13 protein-coding genes are annotated in these 17,605 nt (G+C 46.0%); 9 read left to right on the top strand and 4 right to left on the bottom strand.

Features of this window, described 5'->3' with window-relative positions:
• Positions 1-111 precede the first annotated feature (111 nt).
• From HQ43_RS05025 to HQ43_RS05015, 3 genes are all read right to left on the bottom strand, one after another.
• On the bottom strand, positions 112-4,620 hold the full coding sequence (locus HQ43_RS05025) for a DUF2958 domain-containing protein (protein ID WP_052103090.1): 4,509 nt from the start codon (positions 4,618-4,620) through the stop codon (positions 112-114).
• Positions 4,621-4,802: 182 nt separating this feature from the next.
• Positions 4,803-6,878: a DNA topoisomerase 3 gene (locus HQ43_RS05020; protein ID WP_036790611.1), complete on the bottom strand. Its 2,076-nt coding sequence runs from the start codon at positions 6,876-6,878 to the stop codon at positions 4,803-4,805.
• A 26-nt stretch (positions 6,879-6,904) separates the two neighbouring features.
• Complete coding sequence (locus HQ43_RS05015) at positions 6,905-8,308, bottom strand: DUF4099 domain-containing protein (protein ID WP_036790607.1); 1,404 nt, start codon at positions 8,306-8,308, stop codon at positions 6,905-6,907.
• Positions 8,309-8,720: 412 nt separating this feature from the next.
• On the opposite strand from HQ43_RS05015, the gene HQ43_RS05010 reads away from it, so the two are divergent.
• The 9 genes from HQ43_RS05010 to arsB all read left to right on the top strand — a co-directional run bounded on the left by HQ43_RS05010 (position 8,721) and on the right by arsB (position 14,914).
• Positions 8,721-9,047, top strand: a complete 327-nt coding sequence (locus HQ43_RS05010) for an ArsR/SmtB family transcription factor (RefSeq protein ID WP_005800946.1) — start codon at positions 8,721-8,723, stop codon at positions 9,045-9,047.
• 77 nt (positions 9,048-9,124) lie between these two features.
• Complete coding sequence (locus HQ43_RS05005; protein WP_005800948.1) at positions 9,125-9,358, top strand: thioredoxin family protein; 234 nt, start codon at positions 9,125-9,127, stop codon at positions 9,356-9,358.
• A 12-nt stretch (positions 9,359-9,370) separates the two neighbouring features.
• The gene (locus HQ43_RS05000) at positions 9,371-9,814 is read left to right on the top strand and encodes a nitrophenyl compound nitroreductase subunit ArsF family protein (protein ID WP_036790603.1); all 444 of its coding nucleotides are present in this window, start codon (positions 9,371-9,373) and stop codon (positions 9,812-9,814) included.
• Between the two features lies 1 nt (position 9,815).
• The gene (locus HQ43_RS04995) at positions 9,816-10,523 is read left to right on the top strand and encodes an aromatic aminobenezylarsenical efflux permease ArsG family transporter (protein ID WP_036790600.1); all 708 of its coding nucleotides are present in this window, start codon (positions 9,816-9,818) and stop codon (positions 10,521-10,523) included.
• Positions 10,524-10,558: 35 nt separating this feature from the next.
• Positions 10,559-10,885, top strand: a complete 327-nt coding sequence (gene arsD / locus HQ43_RS04990; protein ID WP_036790597.1) for an arsenite efflux transporter metallochaperone ArsD — start codon at positions 10,559-10,561, stop codon at positions 10,883-10,885.
• A gap of 25 nt (positions 10,886-10,910) precedes the next feature.
• Complete coding sequence (arsA, locus tag HQ43_RS04985; protein ID WP_036790594.1) at positions 10,911-12,623, top strand: arsenical pump-driving ATPase; 1,713 nt, start codon at positions 10,911-10,913, stop codon at positions 12,621-12,623.
• A gap of 4 nt (positions 12,624-12,627) precedes the next feature.
• Positions 12,628-13,056, top strand: a complete 429-nt coding sequence (locus tag HQ43_RS04980; protein ID WP_081964544.1) for an arsenate reductase ArsC — start codon at positions 12,628-12,630, stop codon at positions 13,054-13,056.
• Between the two features lie 152 nt (positions 13,057-13,208).
• Complete coding sequence (locus HQ43_RS04975; RefSeq protein WP_235305946.1) at positions 13,209-13,856, top strand: cation transporter; 648 nt, start codon at positions 13,209-13,211, stop codon at positions 13,854-13,856.
• A gap of 11 nt (positions 13,857-13,867) precedes the next feature.
• Positions 13,868-14,914 carry an ACR3 family arsenite efflux transporter gene (gene arsB, locus HQ43_RS04970; protein ID WP_036790587.1) on the top strand — a complete coding sequence of 349 codons (1,047 nt, stop codon included), beginning with the start codon at positions 13,868-13,870 and terminating at the stop codon, positions 14,912-14,914.
• A gap of 657 nt (positions 14,915-15,571) precedes the next feature.
• On the opposite strand, the gene mobC is transcribed toward arsB, so the two are convergent.
• The gene (mobC, locus tag HQ43_RS04960) at positions 15,572-17,575 is read right to left on the bottom strand and encodes a conjugal transfer protein MobC (protein ID WP_036790582.1); all 2,004 of its coding nucleotides are present in this window, start codon (positions 17,573-17,575) and stop codon (positions 15,572-15,574) included.
• Positions 17,576-17,605 lie beyond the last annotated feature (30 nt).

Below are 17,605 nucleotides of genomic sequence, written 5' to 3'. Positions count from 1 at the left end.
GAAGCCCCTAAAAGGGAACGATTTGGTAACTGAACTCGCTCTTTCAACTGCTCTTTTTTGCCTTTTTTCGTGGTGCAAGCCAATGCGACCAAACGAAAGAAATGCTGTTAATCAAGCAGATAACCTTTTCTCGCTTCCCCTTGCTCCTAACTCCCATATTTCCGCATAGAAGCTCGCCAGCTCTGGCACTTTGATAAACGTACGGAAACGTTCCTTCTGAATAATCTCATTGGTCACCGAAAACTCATAGTCGGTCGATTTCTTGGCAAAGACCGCTGCCCATGCGTCAAAGCTGTTGATGCCTTGCTTCTCAAGGGCTTGCGGACGCAAGTATTTGAAGAGGAGATACAGCTCCGTCAAACTATTTGAAATAGTAGTGCCACTCAAAAAAGTCGCTCCTAAGTCCTTACCCGACCGCTCCTGAATGGTGCGAATGGCAAAGAGCATATTGAGGGCACGCTGTGAGCCGTTGGGGTTGCCCAAGCCCGACACACGGTCGTGACGGGTGTTGAACATCAAGTTTTTGAATTGATGGCTCTCGTCTACAAAGAGGTGGTCAATACCCATCATCTTAAAGTCTACGGCATCGTCCTTGCGTTCGGCAATGCTGTCTTGAAGGTCACGGAGTTTGACCTCAAGTGTCTGCTTGCGTTTCTCTAAACCCTTGAGCATCCCTCGGGAGATGTCTCTGCCTTGTTTGCGTAATACCTCGAGGTTCTCTTCGACCGAGTCCATCTCCTTTTGCAGAATAGCCTGCTGTATTTCGAGAGCTTGGGGTATCATACCGAACTGCTCGTGGGTAAGGATAATACAATCCCAGTCATTGTTCTTGATGTCGTTGAAGATGCGCTGGCGATTTTGCTTGGTGAAGTCGTCTTTACCTGGATAGAGGATTTTGGCATTGGGATAAGCCTTGCGGAAGGTATCAGCAATATCAAAGACATTCGCCTTGAGTCCGATAATCATCGGCTTATTCGCCAAGCCCAATCGCTTCATCTCATAAGCTGCCGTACACATGATAAGCGTCTTACCCGCTCCCACCTCATGGTCGCAGATACCTCCACCGTTGGTCTTGAGCATCCATACGGCATCCTTTTGACTTTTGTATAAGTCGGGAATGCCTAATCTCTTGAGATCGAGGTTCGGAAAAGACTGATGTGAGCCGTCAAAGTTCGGACGCACGAAGCAATTAAAAAGGGCGTTATAGCGGTCTGCTAATTGCTCCTTGAAGGTGTCAGGACGTTGTCCCAACCAATCGACAAAGCCTTGGCGGATTTCCTCAATTTTGGTATTGGCTTGCTGGATTTTCTCGCCATCTCTCACCTTAACGGTCTTCATCATGCCACTAACAGGGTCGGGCACTTCCTTGCTCTTGTTGATGTCGGGAATGGTGTTGTGCAGAGCGTGCTTGAGGAGATTCAAGCCATCATAGCGACGAAACTCTCCCTGCACTGCATACTTATGCCAGATATTGACATTCTTCCTGTCACAGCTAATCGTGTACTCATCCATATTAGCATGGTAGCTAATGCGAATGTCCGTTTCAAAAAACTCGGATGCAAACTTCTCATATACACTGCTCGGAATCCAACGCTCTCCGAAGTTAAAATCCAGGTCGGCAAAGGGGATAGGTGTTGGACGTGCTGCCATCAGGGCTGCTAAGCTCTGTTTGCCCTCCTCGTGATCTGGGTGGTCAAGTAACCAAGAGGCTAAGCGGTCGGCTTTCTCAATCACATTGCCCGAGATGAATTTGTCGGCTACCTCATAGCCTCCCACTTCAGGATTGAAGTAGATACGCCCCTCGAGAGCTGAAAGCATATCGCTCTCCTCCATTTCGGGCAGGAGCGAACTCATATAGTCAAGTTCTACTGAACCGTACTTGTTGAGCGAAGCACTGAGTGCCTCCAAAGGGTCGGTGGCTATGGTCAGATCATTGACAGAGAATGCAGTCGGGTGGTCAAAGATGTCGGCTTTGATGTACTTGCCATTCTCGGAGCGTTCCAAGAAGAGCATCTCCATACCTGTGGCGTCCATCTTGATGACATCGATGTTGCTTTTATGATTGAACGCTCCCCAGCGAGCCACATAGCCGTCATAAAGGCGGTTGAGTTTGCTGCGTTCCTCCTTGTCTTCGGCGTGGTTGTTCGCCTCATAGTCATAAAGGCGGTGATAACTATCACGGATTTCGATGTAGGCTTTTAGTTTGGAGAGCTGGGCATAGGGTAAGTCCATCGGATTGAAGGTCGGGTGTCGCTTCAAATCGGAGATAAAGCCCACCTGACCATTCTGTAGGACAATCGAGCCATCACGAAAATGCGAGTCGGGGGCAGAGAGGAAGGGACGTGGCGAAGCATCAAAGACTTTCTTGACCTCTACGATAGGTGACGGTGTGTCCTCGCTATCGTTCATAAAGTCGAAGAGAGAAGGCTCGTGTACATCAGGCTGAGCTTTCTTATTCGTTCGAGTGCGACGCTGTGTCGCAGGTGGACTAACCTTAGATACATTACTCTTCACCTCTTCCTTGGGCTTAGGTGCGGGCTTAACAACCTCTTTGATGTCTGCATTGAGCCTATCAACACTCTGCGTCCAGAGGCTATACTCTTCGGGAGCAAAGAGCGGTAAATCTGCCAATGTGCCATCATCAATAACCTCCATTACTGGGTGGTGGTCGTCATCAAAGTAGACAGTTTGCCCATTCATCTCACGAGGTGGCTCTACATCGGGGCGAATAACAGAGGACTCTGCCTCATACTGACGATGCAAGGTCAAAGTAGGCACACCCTCGGGGGCTGGTTCTTCAGTTATTTTTGGGCTTGGCTCTTGCTGAATAGAAGCAATATCTTCAGGGGCTGGCTCTTCCTTGATAATCGGTGCTTCTTCTGTCTGCACTGACACAACTTCCGCATGCTGCTCTTCCTCTTTAATTTCAGTAGCCACCGCTTCTTCGACAACTGCTTCTTGGGTATAGCGTCCTGCGACGAGTTCCTCGAGTTCGGCGATTTCGTGTAGTTTGGTGGGCGAAAAATAGAGGTCACGCTCAATACCTAAGCCGTGGATATTGATAGACTTCATCTCATCGAGCGACATATTGCCTAACTCCCAACCATAGCCCATAGTTACCGCACCGAAGCCAATACGCTCCTTAGGGTCATACTCCAAGAGATAAGCCGTGTAAGCCCCCATTGGGAAGAAATAACGAGCATAGGCAACCTTATCGCCGACAAGCGTCTTCTCCGTACTGTAGAGTTTAGGCAGTTGCTTCTCAATGCTCTTGGGCAGGAGATTATAAGCATCTTTCATGTCTTCATCTACCTCTGGTTCCTTCTTTTGTTCCTCTTGGGGGGCAGACAAGCCTACGGTCACACCGAGCTTGCGTAGCTCTTTCTCGGCTTCGGCTTGTCGCTCCGCTTCAGTCATTGCGATGCCCGTTTCATAGAGCTTTTTGTCGAAACGCTGTGTTATATCTGCCGAGAGCTGTATGCGTAGGCTCTCGGCCATCTCCGCCATACCGCCATCGAACTCATAGACCCAAGCCGGCTTGCCGTAGGGGTCTGTCCCCATCGTACGACTTGTGGCGATGGTGCGTGTCTGCACCTCCTGCCAATCATCCTCAAAGAGGCTATTATGCGTAAACGCGATAGAGAAACCGTCGCCTTTGGGAACGGGGAACGACCTCACAAAGGCTTGCTCCAAGCCCTCGGCAATATCTTTGCCCGATTGCTTTTGCAGGACAATGAGGTCGCTGCCCACTTCTGTACCTGCATTCTCGCTGAACATCCCCGAGGGCAGGCGAATAGCCGAAATCAATCGGCTGTTCTGCATCAAGTAGCGACGAATAGCCTCGTTGCGTGGAGCATCTAAGACGCCTTGCGAAGTGATGAAAGCGAGCAGTCCGCCCTCTTTGAGGGTATCCAGCCCCTTGACGAAGAAGTAGTTGTGGATTGCTCGGGTAGATTCGCTCTTGAGGACGTCCTTACCCTTGGTATAACTGCGGTCGTAGACCATAAAGTCCCCAAAGGGAATGTTACTCGTTACGAGGTCGTACTTGTCTTTATCCTCTACCTCTCCAATAGCCTCAAAGGGCTGGTTCTGAATAAAAATATTCCCCTCGCCATAGGGGTGCAAGGCTAGTGATATACGAGCCGTTAGGAGGTCTTTCTCCATAGCATCGACAAGACTTGACTGCTGGGCAAAGGTCTCAGCAAAAGCCCCCATACCTGCCGAGGGGTCAAGGCAACGCTTGACGCTTATGCCCGTATCCTTGATTGAGTCGGCAATAGCCGATACGATGCGAGTGTCGGTATAAAAAGACGTGAGGACGCTTGCCTTGATGCTCTCCCAATAGCGTTTGGCTCTGTTGGCATCTACTGCCTCTCGATAGATGAGTTGCTTAAGTCTCTGGGTAGGAGCAAAGAGTTGTTGCTCCGATGCTGACCAATAGCGGATGTCCTCGGGCTGTTCGCACCTATTGAGGACGCATTTCAGTCCGCCAAAACCTTGGTAGCCCCGTAGTATTGCTTTTTCTGCCTCCGTGGCTGCACGTCGCTCTTTCTCCAAGAGAAGCACCACACGGATAGCCTCCGTATTGGCCTCTAAAACGGCTTTCTTATTGTATGCCATAATGATGTTGCTGTTTGTTTTTCTGTCTAAGGGATGCGATGATGTCTTTACTCCTACCTCAGAGTCCCTCCCAGAGCGGTCTGTGGCGAGATACTAGGCAGACAAGTGTCCGCCTAATAGGGAGACGATCGTCTGCCTAATAGGTGGACAATCCTCTGCCTATTGACCCGTCCTCAGAGAGGCTATCGTTTCTTCCCTTCGAACTCAAAAGTTGCCCTAAAACCATCGCCTAGGACTAGTCGGGCATTGAACTTCTTACCGGCCTTGCTTACTAAGCCTTTGAGGATAGGCGTGCGTCTCGTCGTAATAAGGTCGCGCAGATTATCTTCGGATAAGAATGTCCCACAGACCTCTCGGAAGACAACGAAAGTGCAACCCTCGCTTCGGCACTTGGCGATCTTGGCGTAAATCCCCACGGTATCTCGCCCGCATTTAGGGCAAGGGTAACTAGGATATTGCTTAGGCTCGTTCGGGCGAGCCAGTAGTTCCTCCGTGATTTGCTTGGTGTAGGCGGTAATGCTCCGCATAAACTCCTCGGGTAGCACCTTCCCTCGCTCAATGTCTGCGAGGGCTAGTTCCCACGCCCCCGTCATCTCGGCATCGGCAATACGCTGATCTTTGACGATGTCGTAGACCGCCAAGCCCTTGTCCGTGGGGACGATGCTTTTCTTTTCTCGGCGGATGTATTCTCTGAGGATAAGTGTTTCGATGATATTGGCACGAGTAGCCGGTGTGCCGATACCGCAGTCTGCCATAGCCTTGCGGTGCTCGCTATCCTCTACCTCTCGCCCAGCATGCTCCATCGCAGAGAGTAGCGTTGCTTCGGTATAGAGGGGCTTAGCCTTCGTCTTGTGGCTCGTGATGTCGGCAGAGCGAAGCGATAGGGCTTCACCCTCAACGAGACTCGGCAACATCGATAGTATTTGTTCTTCCTGCTCGTCGCCTTCTATCTCCTTCCTCTGAGGCTTCGCTTGCTCTTTGGCTACTGCCTTCCAGCCCTGAGAAAGCACACGGCAAGCTTTCCACACATAGGTATGCGTGCCGTCTGAGAATTGTACCTGCATACGCTCCTCCTCGGAGTTAGGCGAAAAGGCTTCGATAAAGCGGGTGCGTATCATCTGGTAGATGATGCTCTCATCGCTACTGAGTCTATCCGTTGGCTCCCCTGTCGGGATAATAGCGTGGTGGTCAGTTACCTTGCTATTGTCTACGCTGTGGCGGTTGAGCGGTGTCGCTAAGGCTTCGCCAAAGGTTCTGAGTATAGCCGGCACTTCGTCAAAGACATCTTCGCTGATGTAGCGACTGCCTGTGCGTGGATAGGTTGCTACCTTCTTCTCATACAGCGTTTGGGCAATAGAGAGCGTCTTATCTGCCGAAAAGCCGTACTTGCGGTTGGCGTCCTTCTGCAAAGCTGTGAGATCATAGAGCAAGGGCGGAAGGGTTGTGCCTGTCTTGCGACTCACTGATACAACCGAGAGTTTGCCCTCTGTGCGAAGAGCCGACAGGGCTCGCTGTGCTACCGCTTCATCGGAAAAACTATCACTACTTATCGCCTTAATGCTGATGCCATCTTTCTCGGCTTCGGCATAGAGCTTCCAATAAGGGACAGAGGCAAAGTGCTTATTCTCGAGGTAGCGACGGCAGACCATCGCCAGCGTAGGTGTCTGCACTCGTCCGAGGGAGTAGCCTCCCTTGCGAGCAATGGATAAAGCCCTACTAGCATTGATGCCCACGAGCCAGTCTGCCTCGCTTCTTGCTTTTGCGGAGTGATAGAGATTGTCGTAATCTCGTCCAGGCTTTATTTGGGCTAAGCCCTCGCGGATAGCTTTGTCGGTAAGGGAGCTAATCCACAGCCTATCGAAGGGCTTATTACACCTGAGATACTCGTAGATATATCTAAATATCAACTCGCCCTCACGACCTGCATCGGTGGCTACGATGATGCGGTCAGCCTCCGTAAAGCAATGGCGGATAGCCTTGAGTTGCTTGAGGGCTGCTGGGTCATCGCTGTATTCCTTATCCTTGCGTACCTGACGCACGATAAGCTGAAAAGGATTGGGGCGGATAGGCAGGTCTTCAGCTTTATACGCTCCGTAGCCATAGGCTTCTGGCATAGCGAGGGTAATGAGGTGTCCCATAGCCCAGGTTACGAGGTAGCCACTGCCTTGTAAATAACCATCTTGTTTGGTACGAGCTCCTACGATGCGAGCAATATCACGGGCTACCGAGGGTTTCTCGGCAATGATACATGTTGTCATAGTTAAGGTTTGGGTTAAGGGTCAGACTACATCTTGCGTCCTCGACGCTGCTTGTTCTCTTGCTTCTGCTTCTGCTCGGCAGTGGGCTGTGTCTGCCCTGACTTGAGCGGCTCCTTAAGGTTTTTGGTCGCTTCGTTGGTTTTACCCTTGTTATTGACAGCGACCTGCGTCTTATGCTCCTCAGCCACGGCTTCTACCTTGCCACTCGTCTGCTTCTTGTCAGGGTTAAACTTGTAGAAGCGTGGGCGGTTCTGCTCCTTATCCATACGGACATAGGCATTGAAGCTATTCCCCGCCTTGTCCACCATATTTTTGAGGTAAAGCGTACGTCCTGCATCAAGGGCTTCACGCTGCTTGTCGGAGAGTTCCAAGCCACAGAGTTTGTGGGGTACACCGCCTTGTTTTTGTCCTTGTTCTTGCGACTGCTCTTGGCGTTCCTTGAGGCTTTTAGGTTCGCCAAAGATAAACTCAATGCCTTTCTTCTCTGCATTGACCTGAAGCGTAGCATCGAAGGACTTGCCACTCTTAGCGGTCATACCTTCTACTTTCACTGCTTTGCCCTCCACTAGATCTTTGTATTGTTGGTCAGAGAGCGTGACGCCTTTGATCTCTCGAGGAATGCTTACACGGTCGGCACGCAAGGCGATAATCTCATTGGTCTGTGGGTCGATGGAGACGTAGGCTGCAAAAGGTTCACCGCTCTTGGGTGTTACTTCGATGGTTTTGTCGAGATTGCCGGTTGCGAGTAGTTGTTCCTTCTCTTCGGGTGAGAACTTGTAGCCCATATAGGGATAGTCGAGCTGTGGCTCTTTACGCATAGCGTGTACGGCTAACCCGATATTGCCCTCATTATCTGTACGGAAAGCAAGGCGAGCCTCTGTGTAGATAGTTGTATCTCCAATGGGGATAGCTATGGTCACGAGATTGCTCTTCTGCCAGTTGAGCATCTTCTCTAGCTCACCACTCTGCTCTAACCGATCACGGGAGAGTCCGAGATTGTCGAGCATCTTCCAGTCTACCTTTTCTGCATCAATGGCTGTGCTCTTCTTCTGCCGTGGTAGATAGTCTTCAAAGGGTACACCAACCTCTGCCAACTGCTGTCTGCTTTCAGGAGTCTCTCGGTTTTGGAGCAGAGTACGCAGGTTATCTACGCCTTGCTCCACATTGTTTGCTAACACCTTGTATAGCCCGAAATGGGAGGGGTTATTGAACTGCTTGAGAAAGTTGGTCATGAAGTTCTTCAGCAGTCCATCCTTGCTGTTGAACTTCAGAAAAGCAGCCTGATTAGCTTCAAGTGGCTCAGTTGTTTTGAGCTTGCCCTTATCATCGATCCCCGAAACGATGGTGAGTTTCCCCGCCTCTTGCTCGTTCTTAACCTCCGTACGATCCTCCAAAACCAATACGTAGTTGTCATTGCTATTTGCTTCCATAAATCACTCTATTTGATTTGAATAATACCTTTCAGACAGCAAATATATATAGGAGCAACTCTCCGCTTATCACCCGAGGATAAAGATGGAAATAATGGGAAACCGATAGTAATTAGGTTCTTGCAGTCAGAGTTGAAGCATTACATAAAGTAATCTCGTCTAAGTCTCTATAGAGGAACTCGAAAATTCAAGGAGACTATTTTTGACTATCCAGTGAGTAATGGGGAATTTCTTCGGACTTATGATTTCATTCTTCCGAAGTTCCACTTCATTCTTCCGAAGTTTTATTTGGTTCATCCGAGATTCTGCGTGATGACTTAACTGTGGAACAGGAAAAAAGCTAGCTCGTATTTGGCTGTTCAAATTATTGTTCGTACTTTTGCGAACAACAAAGAAGAAAGGAGAACTTGGAGTGAAAGAGAAACAGTACACAACAGAGCAGGAACAGATTGCTCGGTTCGCCAAAGCAATGGGACATCCGGCACGGATGGCTATTCTTGCTTTCTTGGCAAAACAAGATAGTTGCTTCTTCGGTGATATTCACGAAGAACTGCCTATTGCTAAAGCAACCGTTTCGCAGCATTTGAAAGAATTGAAAGAAGCTGGCTTAATTCAGGGGGAAATAGAAACGCCCAAAGTCCGTTATTGTATAAACCGGGAGAACTGGGAACTTGCCCGAAAATTGTTTGCAGCTTTTTTAGGGGATTGTAAATGTAAAGGTACATCGTGCTGTGAATAGCAGTACCTTTTTTGGGGAATCTTCGTTCGTAATTCTACGAATTACGATTATCGTATTAACTTTAAAGTAAAATGACAATGGAAATTAAAGTATTAGGAACTGGGTGTTCAAGCTGTAAAGCCTTGTACGAAACCACCAAACAAGCTATTTCAGAATTAGGTTGCGATGCAACCCTTATCAAAGAGGAAGATTTATTGAAAATCATGGAGTATAATATTTTAGGGCTTCCGGCTTTGGTGATTGACGAGAAAGTCGTATCTGCCGGAAAAAAGTTATCTCTTGCAGAAGTGAAAGAGTTGATAACAAAATAAAAATGATGAACTATGAGAAAATTATTTTATCTACTGATTGCAACGCTGGTCTTAGTTTCCTGCGGTAATGGTTCAAAGAAAAAGACCGGAGAAAACCAAGCCGAAGAAATACAGTCTAACCGCATAGAGGTTCTTTATTTTCATGGAGCACAACGGTGTATCACTTGCCGGGCGATAGAAACAAATACAGCAGCCCTTTTGGACAGCCTTTATTCAAAAGAAAAAGCAGACGGTAAAATTATCTATAAAGTGATAGATATTTCAAAGAAAGAAAATGAAGCGATTGCAGACAAGTACGAAGTTACATGGTCGTCTTTGTTTGTAAACAGTTGGAAAGACGGCAAAGAGTATGTAAACAACATGACCGAGTTTAGTTTTTCCAATGCGAAAAATGCACCGGACAAGTTTAAAGAGGGAATTAAAAGCAAGATTGACGAATTGTTAAAACAGTTGTAAGATGGATTTTCTTCAATCGCTATTAGATAACAGTTCTATTCCTGCTATTACAGCTTTTATATTGGGGATTTTAACGGCAGTCAGTCCGTGTCCGTTAGCGACTAATATAACGGCAATAGGATTTATTAGTAAGGACATAGAAAGCCGTCACCGAATATTTATAAACGGATTGCTTTATACTTTCGGCAGAATAGTAAGCTATACGGTTCTTGGCTTTATCCTTATTCCTATTCTCCGTGAGGGAGCAAGTATGTTTATGGTTCAAAAAGCTGTAAGTAAGTACGGGGAAATGCTGATTGCTCCGGCGTTAATCATCATTGGAATATTTATGCTCGATATAATAAAACTCAATCTGCCGAAAATCAATATCGGCGGTGAAAGTTTGAAAAAGAGAACTAAAGGCGGTTGGGGGGCTATGCTATTGGGTATTTTATTCGCCCTTGCTTTTTGTCCTACCAGTGGAGTATTTTATTTCGGTATGCTTATGCCATTGTCAGCAGCGGAAACGGGTGGGTATCTCTTGCCTGTAATTTATGCTATTGCTACGGGATTACCCGTAATCCTTGTTGCATGGATTTTAGCGTACAGTGTTGCCAGACTGGGTAAGTTTTATAACCGGATACAAATATTTGAGAAATGGTTTCGTAGAATTGTTGCCATTCTCTTTATTGCGGTAGGAATTTATTATGCAGTAGTCTTTTATCTATAAATAAACATAGAGTATCATTTTAAATAAAAAACAGTATGAAAAAGATAGAAATTTTCGACCCGGCAATGTGTTGCCCTACGGGTCTTTGTGGAACAAATATTGACCCTGAATTAATGCGTATTGCGGTTGTTATTGAAACATTGAAGAAACAGGGTATCATCGTTACCCGTCACAATTTACGTGACGAACCGCAAGTATATGTAAGTAATAAAACAGTAAACGAGCATCTGCAAAAACATGGGGCGGATGCACTGCCTATTACTTTAGTGGACGGCGAAATCGCCGTTTCAAAAACCTACCCTACCACCAAACAAATGAGTGAATGGACGGGTATCAATTTGGATTATATGCCGGTAAAATGAGTATTCACCAGCTAATTATATAAAAATGGAAACATTCAATTTATCAGATATAGATTTGACGAAATACCTTTTCTTTACCGGAAAGGGCGGTGTAGGAAAAACTTCGATTGCTTGTGCTACTGCGGTAGGTTTGGCAGATAATGGAAAGAAAATACTTCTTATCAGTACAGACCCGGCTTCAAACCTGCAAGACGTGTTTAATCAAACACTGAACGGACACGGTACGGATATTCAAGAAGTACCCGGCTTAACGGTCGTTAATCTCGACCCGGAACAAGCCGCAGCCGAATACAGGGAAAGCGTTATTGCTCCTTTCCGGGGACAACTGCCCGAAAGTGTTATTCAGAATATGGAAGAACAACTTTCAGGCTCTTGCACGGTAGAAATTGCGGCTTTTAACCAGTTTTCCGATTTTATCACGGATGCCAATAAAGCAAAGGAATACGACCATATCATCTTTGATACAGCCCCCACGGGACACACGTTACGAATGCTACAACTGCCGTCAGCGTGGAGTACATTTATTAGTGAGAGTACGCACGGTGCATCTTGCTTAGGTCAATTATCCGGTTTGGAAGAACGGAAAGGTATCTATAAGCAGGCGGTTGAAACACTTTCGGATGCAAACGCAACCCGCTTAGTGTTGGTTAGTCGTCCTGAAATCGCACCATTAAAAGAAGCCGCACGTTCTTCACATGAATTGCAATTACTGGGAATTAAAAACCAGCTATTGGTAATCAACGGGCTTTTGCTGCAATTAGATGAAGCCGACAGCGTATCGAAACAGATATATGACAGGCAGCAAAACGCTCTGAAACAGATCCCTGCGGAACTGCTGGCATATCCGTCTTATTATGTTCCTTTACGGTCATACAATTTATCTAATATTGCGAATATCCGTCGGATGCTTCACGATGATAATTTAACAAATGATGCGAATTATCAGCGGATTACCGATGCCAAAGGGGTAGATGAACTGGTAAACGACCTTTATCAGTCAGGGAAAAGGGTTGTTTTTACTATGGGAAAAGGCGGCGTGGGAAAAACCACTTTAGCCACTGAAATAGCCCTGAAATTAACAAAACTTGGCGCAAAGGTACATCTTACCACCACCGACCCGGCAAACCATCTGAATTATAACCTTGCTGTTCAGGCGGGCATTACGGTAAGCCGTATTGATGAAGCGGAAGTATTGGAAGCCTATAAAAACGAGGTTCGCAGTAAAGCTGCGGAAACAATGACTGCCGAAGATATGGAATATATAGAGGAAGATTTACGTTCACCGTGTACACAGGAAATCGCAGTATTCCGGGCTTTCGCTGAAATTGTCGATAAGGCGGAAAATGAAGTCGTAGTGATTGATACCGCACCTACCGGACACACGTTGTTATTGCTGGATGCAACGGAAAGTTACCATAAAGAAGTGCAACGTACACATGGCGACACTCCCGTTTCTGTAAGAAAGCTGTTACCACGTTTGAGAAACCAGCAGGAAACAGAAGTCGTTATTGTGACCCTGCCCGAAGCAACACCCGTTTTTGAAGCCGAACGTTTGCAAATGGATTTACAACGTGCCGGGATTAATAATAAATGGTGGGTCGTGAATGCTTGCTTGTCATTAACAGGCACCGAAAATTCTTTCTTGCGGGCAAAGGCGCAAAATGAATTGGCTTGGATTAAGAAAGTAGAAGAATTATCAAAGGGAAATGCTGCCCTGATAGCTTGGAAAAACAACTAAAAACATGAAGATTTTAATTCTTTGTACAGGAAATAGCTGCCGCAGCCAAATGGCACATGGCTTTTTGCAATCATTTGACAATAAACTGGATGTCTTTTCAGCAGGAACAAAACCTGCTGAAAAGGTTAATCCGATGGCGGTAAAGGTTATGGATGAAATGGGTATAGATTTAACCCACCATACCCCTAAAAGTGTAAACCTATATATAGGACAGGAATGGGACTATGTTATTACGGTCTGCGGTGGGGCAAACGAAAGCTGCCCGATGTTTACGGGTGAAGTAAGGAACAGGCTGCATATAGGATTTGACGACCCATCAGAAGCAACCGGAACGCCGGAGTTTATAAACAGTGAATTTCATCGGGTACGGGATGAAATAAAAGCCCGCTTCTATCAGTTCTACATCGACCATATCCAAGGAGAACAAGAATAATGCACCAATATATCTCTAAGTTCAATGTTCCAAAGATGGATTGCCCATGCGAGGAAAATTTAATCCGTCTGAAATTAGGCAATAGCCCCTTAGTGGAGCGTCTCGATTTCGACTTGGCGGAAAGAACCTTAGTTGTCATCCATCACGGGGAAGTGAAGTCGATTCAGGAACAGCTTGAAACATTAAACCTCGGTGCCAAGCTAACAGCATCTTCTCTCTGCGATGAAGCAAAGTCTGAAACCACCTCCAAAGTTCAGAGACGGGCGTTGTGTTGGGTGCTCGTCATCAACTTTCTATGTTTCATCATAGAAGCCACAACAGGCATCATCTCCCAGTCGATGGGCTTGGTCGCAGACAGTTTGGATATGTTGGCAGATGCTTTGGTTTACGGCATGAGTCTGATGGCTGTTGGAACAACTATAGCCCGTCAGCAAAAAGTAGCAAAACTCAGTGGCTACCTTCAAATTTCACTGGCTGTATTGGGGCTCATCGAAGTTATCAAACGCTTTATGGGCCTCGAAACGCCCCCAGACTTTTTAGTTATGATTGTCATCTCGTTCATTGCACTAATCGCCAATACAGCCTCTCTATGGTTGTTGCAGCGCACAAAGAGCAAGGAGGCCCACATACAAGCCAGTGTTATTTTCTCAGCCAACGATGTCATTGTCAATATAGGAGTCATCGTTGCAGGGCTGTTGGTTGGACTATTGAACAGCAACGCCCCTGATTTGATCATAGGCATCATTGTCTTTCTCATCGTCATTAGAGGCGCGATACGCATACTGAAACTCTCAAAGTAAAACTATAACATATGGAAAAAAATCAAGGCATTGGATTGTTTGAGAAATACCTAACAATCTGGGTTACTTTATGTATCATTATAGGAATTGCAGTAGGACAATGGCTTCCACTAATTCCGCAAACATTAAGCAAATTCGAGTATGCCAATGTGTCTATACCCGTGGCCATTCTAATTTGGTTAATGATTTATCCAATGATGCTAAAAGTGGATTTTCAAAGCGTTAAGAATGTTGGCAAGCGTCCGAAAGGGATAATGGTGACTTGCGTTACAAACTGGCTGATAAAGCCGTTTACCATGTTTGGAATAGCTTATATCTTCTTCTATGTGGTTTTCAAAACCTTTATACCTGCCGGGTTAGCCGAAGAATATTTAGCCGGGGCGGTATTATTGGGGGCTGCACCTTGTACGGCGATGGTATTTGTATGGAGTTACTTAACGAAAGGCGATGCCGCTTACACGCTGGTACAGGTTGCGGTAAACGATTTAATCATATTAGTAGCATTTGCGCCTATTGTAGCTTTCCTGCTGGGAGTTGGTGGCGTATCTATCCCGTGGGACACTCTGCTGTTATCCGTAGTATTATTTGTTGTGATACCACTTGCTGCCGGGGTTATTACCCGTATAATGGTTATTCGTCGCAAAGGAGTGGACTATTTCAATAACGTATTTATTAAGAAATTTGATAATTATACGGTAGCTGGATTGCTATTAACGCTTATTATCCTGTTTTCCTTTCAAGGAGAAACGATACTGAACAATCCCCTGCATATCTTATTGATTGCAGTTCCGCTTGTGTTGCAAACGGTTCTGATATTCTTCGTTGCTTACGGTTGGGCGAAATGGTGGAAATTACCCCATGATGTTGCCGCACCTGCCGGAATGATTGGGGCAAGTAATTTCTTTGAATTGTCAGTTGCTGTGGCTATTTCTCTTTTTGGTTTACAGTCCGGGGCTGCATTAGCTACGGTGGTGGGCGTACTAGTCGAAGTTCCGGTGATGTTGATGTTAGTAAGGATTGCCAATAACACACGAAGCTGGTTTCCGGCTACAGAATAACAATAGGGCAAAAGTCTTAATCTAACTTTATCGTAAAAAGGCTTGGTGCTGGAAATGTTTGTTCCTAACGTTTCCGGCATTCTGCCTTTTACAAAAGCCAGAATTAAGATATATCTTTCGGCACCAAGACAACCGCAACAATATGAACAATGAAATTGATTTTGAAGTATTTATAAAAACATGGACTGTACTATCTATGAAAAAGTAAATGTTGATAACTAGAATATTTCAATAGAGGTAGTTCTCGATGTCGTAGAGTGTCTGCAACGGTCACTTCAGATGAAATCTCCATCGAAGATTATTTTGAATTTGAGAAGCTTGTTAGCTTCAACTTTGTTTCTTTACTACGTAGCATCAATGTGATTTCTAAGCGTATACTCCTTTGTGATGTAGGTATAACTCCATTCATAACAAAGGTATCAAATCTATTTCTTCCTCCACTAGTATTTCAGCTTGAAGAATATGGATTGCCAAGAATGCTAAGTCGAAAACTTCACAACTCACGAGTAATTGATTTGGAGCGAGTGGATATTTCTATCAACGACGTTCTTGATGAGTTCCTAAAGGTATGAATGAATCGAATTATTGAGACTGCACAACTATCAGCGGTGGATCAATTTATCTTATCCTATTTTTTTGAGGGGATAACACCTTTAACTACTCCCTAAGTAAGTTCCTGAGTGTTGGGTCAGCTTTGATACGAGCAGTCTCAGAGTCTACGAGGGATAGCACCTCTTGCTTGACTTGGCGATAATTGGCTTCAATAGTCTCACGCAGACTGTCGGAGCCATTTTCGTTTGTAAAGTCCGCTATGATGGGGATAGGCTGGTAAGCTTTCGTTTCAGCAGAGACCTTGGCAACATCCACAACGATCTCAGCGTGGAAGATTTTCTGATCGATGCGTTCATCGAAATTGTCAGAGACAGCCCCAACGAACATACCTTGTGTAAGGTTACTAATCTTACTTGCAGGGATCAAGCTATCCATCTGCGTAGATATAGATGTGGACTTGTCGTTACGATTGATGGTCATGGACTGCCGTTGCTGAAGCACTTTGCCAAAACGCTCGGAAAGCGTCTTAGCCGTTTCACCTACAACTTGCCCGCTAAAAACATTGCCCACGGTGTTCTGTATCACTTTACTCTCCTTATCCCCATAGTCACGGGTAAGCTGAGAGAAGTCCTGAAACCCCAAGCAGACTGCCACCTTGTTACTTCGGGCTGTGGCTATTAGGTTATCGAGACCACGAAAGTAGATAGTAGGTAGCTCATCTATAATCACCGAGCTTTTAAGTTGATGCTTCTTATTGATAAGCTTCACAATGCGACTATTGTAGAGTCCGAGGGCTGCCGAATAGATATTCTGGCGGTCGGGATTATTGCCCACAACAAGAACTTTCGGCTCATTAGGATTGTTGATGTCGAGCGAGAAATCATCACCCGTCATTACCCAATAGAGCGCTGGTGAAATCATTCTTGAAAGCGGTATCTTGGCACTGGCAATCTGTCCCTGCAACTGATCCTGCGCCCCTCCCTCCCACGCATCCATAAAGGGAGAAAGATAGTTGGCAAGCTCATCGTAGGAAGTGAGTATCGGGAATATCTGGGCATACGGTCGATTCAAGAATTCTATGGCATGGGGAAAGGTGCAATACTTTCCCTCCTCGTATATCTTCAAAAACCAAATGATAGCTGCAAGCAAGATAATTGGAGACTCCACGAAGAAATCACCCTGCTTCTGAATCCACGAGCGGTTCAGGTTGAGCATGATGGTGTAAGCACTCTCGTAAGCATCTGATATATCCGTCATAAAAGCTGGATTGATGGGATTACAGCGGTGCGACTTACGAGGGTCATCAAAGTTAATCACAAAGAACTGTGGTTGTACCTTATAAGCATCCAAATGGGTACGTAAATGGTTATAGGCAATCTCCGATAGGTCGGGGAACTTGTAGTCATAGATGTACATCGCAAAGCCTTTCTCAATCTGCTGCTTGATGTAGTTATTTACGATAGCGAAAGACTTGCCCGAGCCAGGCGTACCCAAGACCATTGAAGCTCGAAACGGATTGACCACATTGATCCAACCATTGTTCCATTTCTTCTTGTAGTAAAAGCGTGTCGGCAGATTGACCGAGTACTCGTTCTCCATCAGTCTCGTCTCCTGCATAAAACTCTCATTCTCCGTATTGAATACATCGTTCATTAGGTTGTTTTTCAGCAGGCGACTCATCCATACTCCAGCCATCAGTAGGCAGATATACCCCACAGAGAGTGTGAAGATGTAGAGCGAAGCTGCACCAACGACTCCAATCGGAAGTGCCAGTAGCCACCAATTGAGGAAGAATAGCACAAAGCCGATAGTCAGAACCGTCCAAATCTTAGCCCAAGTAATCTTCTCTTCCTTAACTCCACGAGTTCCTAAGCAAGAAAGGGCAAGGAACAGCACACAAAAGAGCTTCGTCCAAAGGATCGAAGAGAAGAGTCCTGCTGTCCGTTGAAAGTTCATCAGAGTCTTATTGAGTACCGAGAGCGTCAAGCCCCAGGTGTGGAATGCTTCATAGCAAAACCAATAGCAGTTAATGAGGAGGAACAGTACAGAGATCCCCCTCATAAAGTCCATAATCTTGCCCAATGCTCTCAAATCATCTTCTTGTGCCATAGTTATCTGTTGTTTAATCGTTGTCTAATC

Origin of the sequence: Porphyromonas canoris, assembly GCF_000769115.1 — a bacterium.
GTDB lineage: Bacteria > Bacteroidota > Bacteroidia > Bacteroidales > Porphyromonadaceae > Porphyromonas_A > Porphyromonas_A canoris.
The sequence above is the reverse complement of the archived record's forward strand: the minus strand, read 5'-3'. Positions and strand labels throughout refer to the sequence as shown.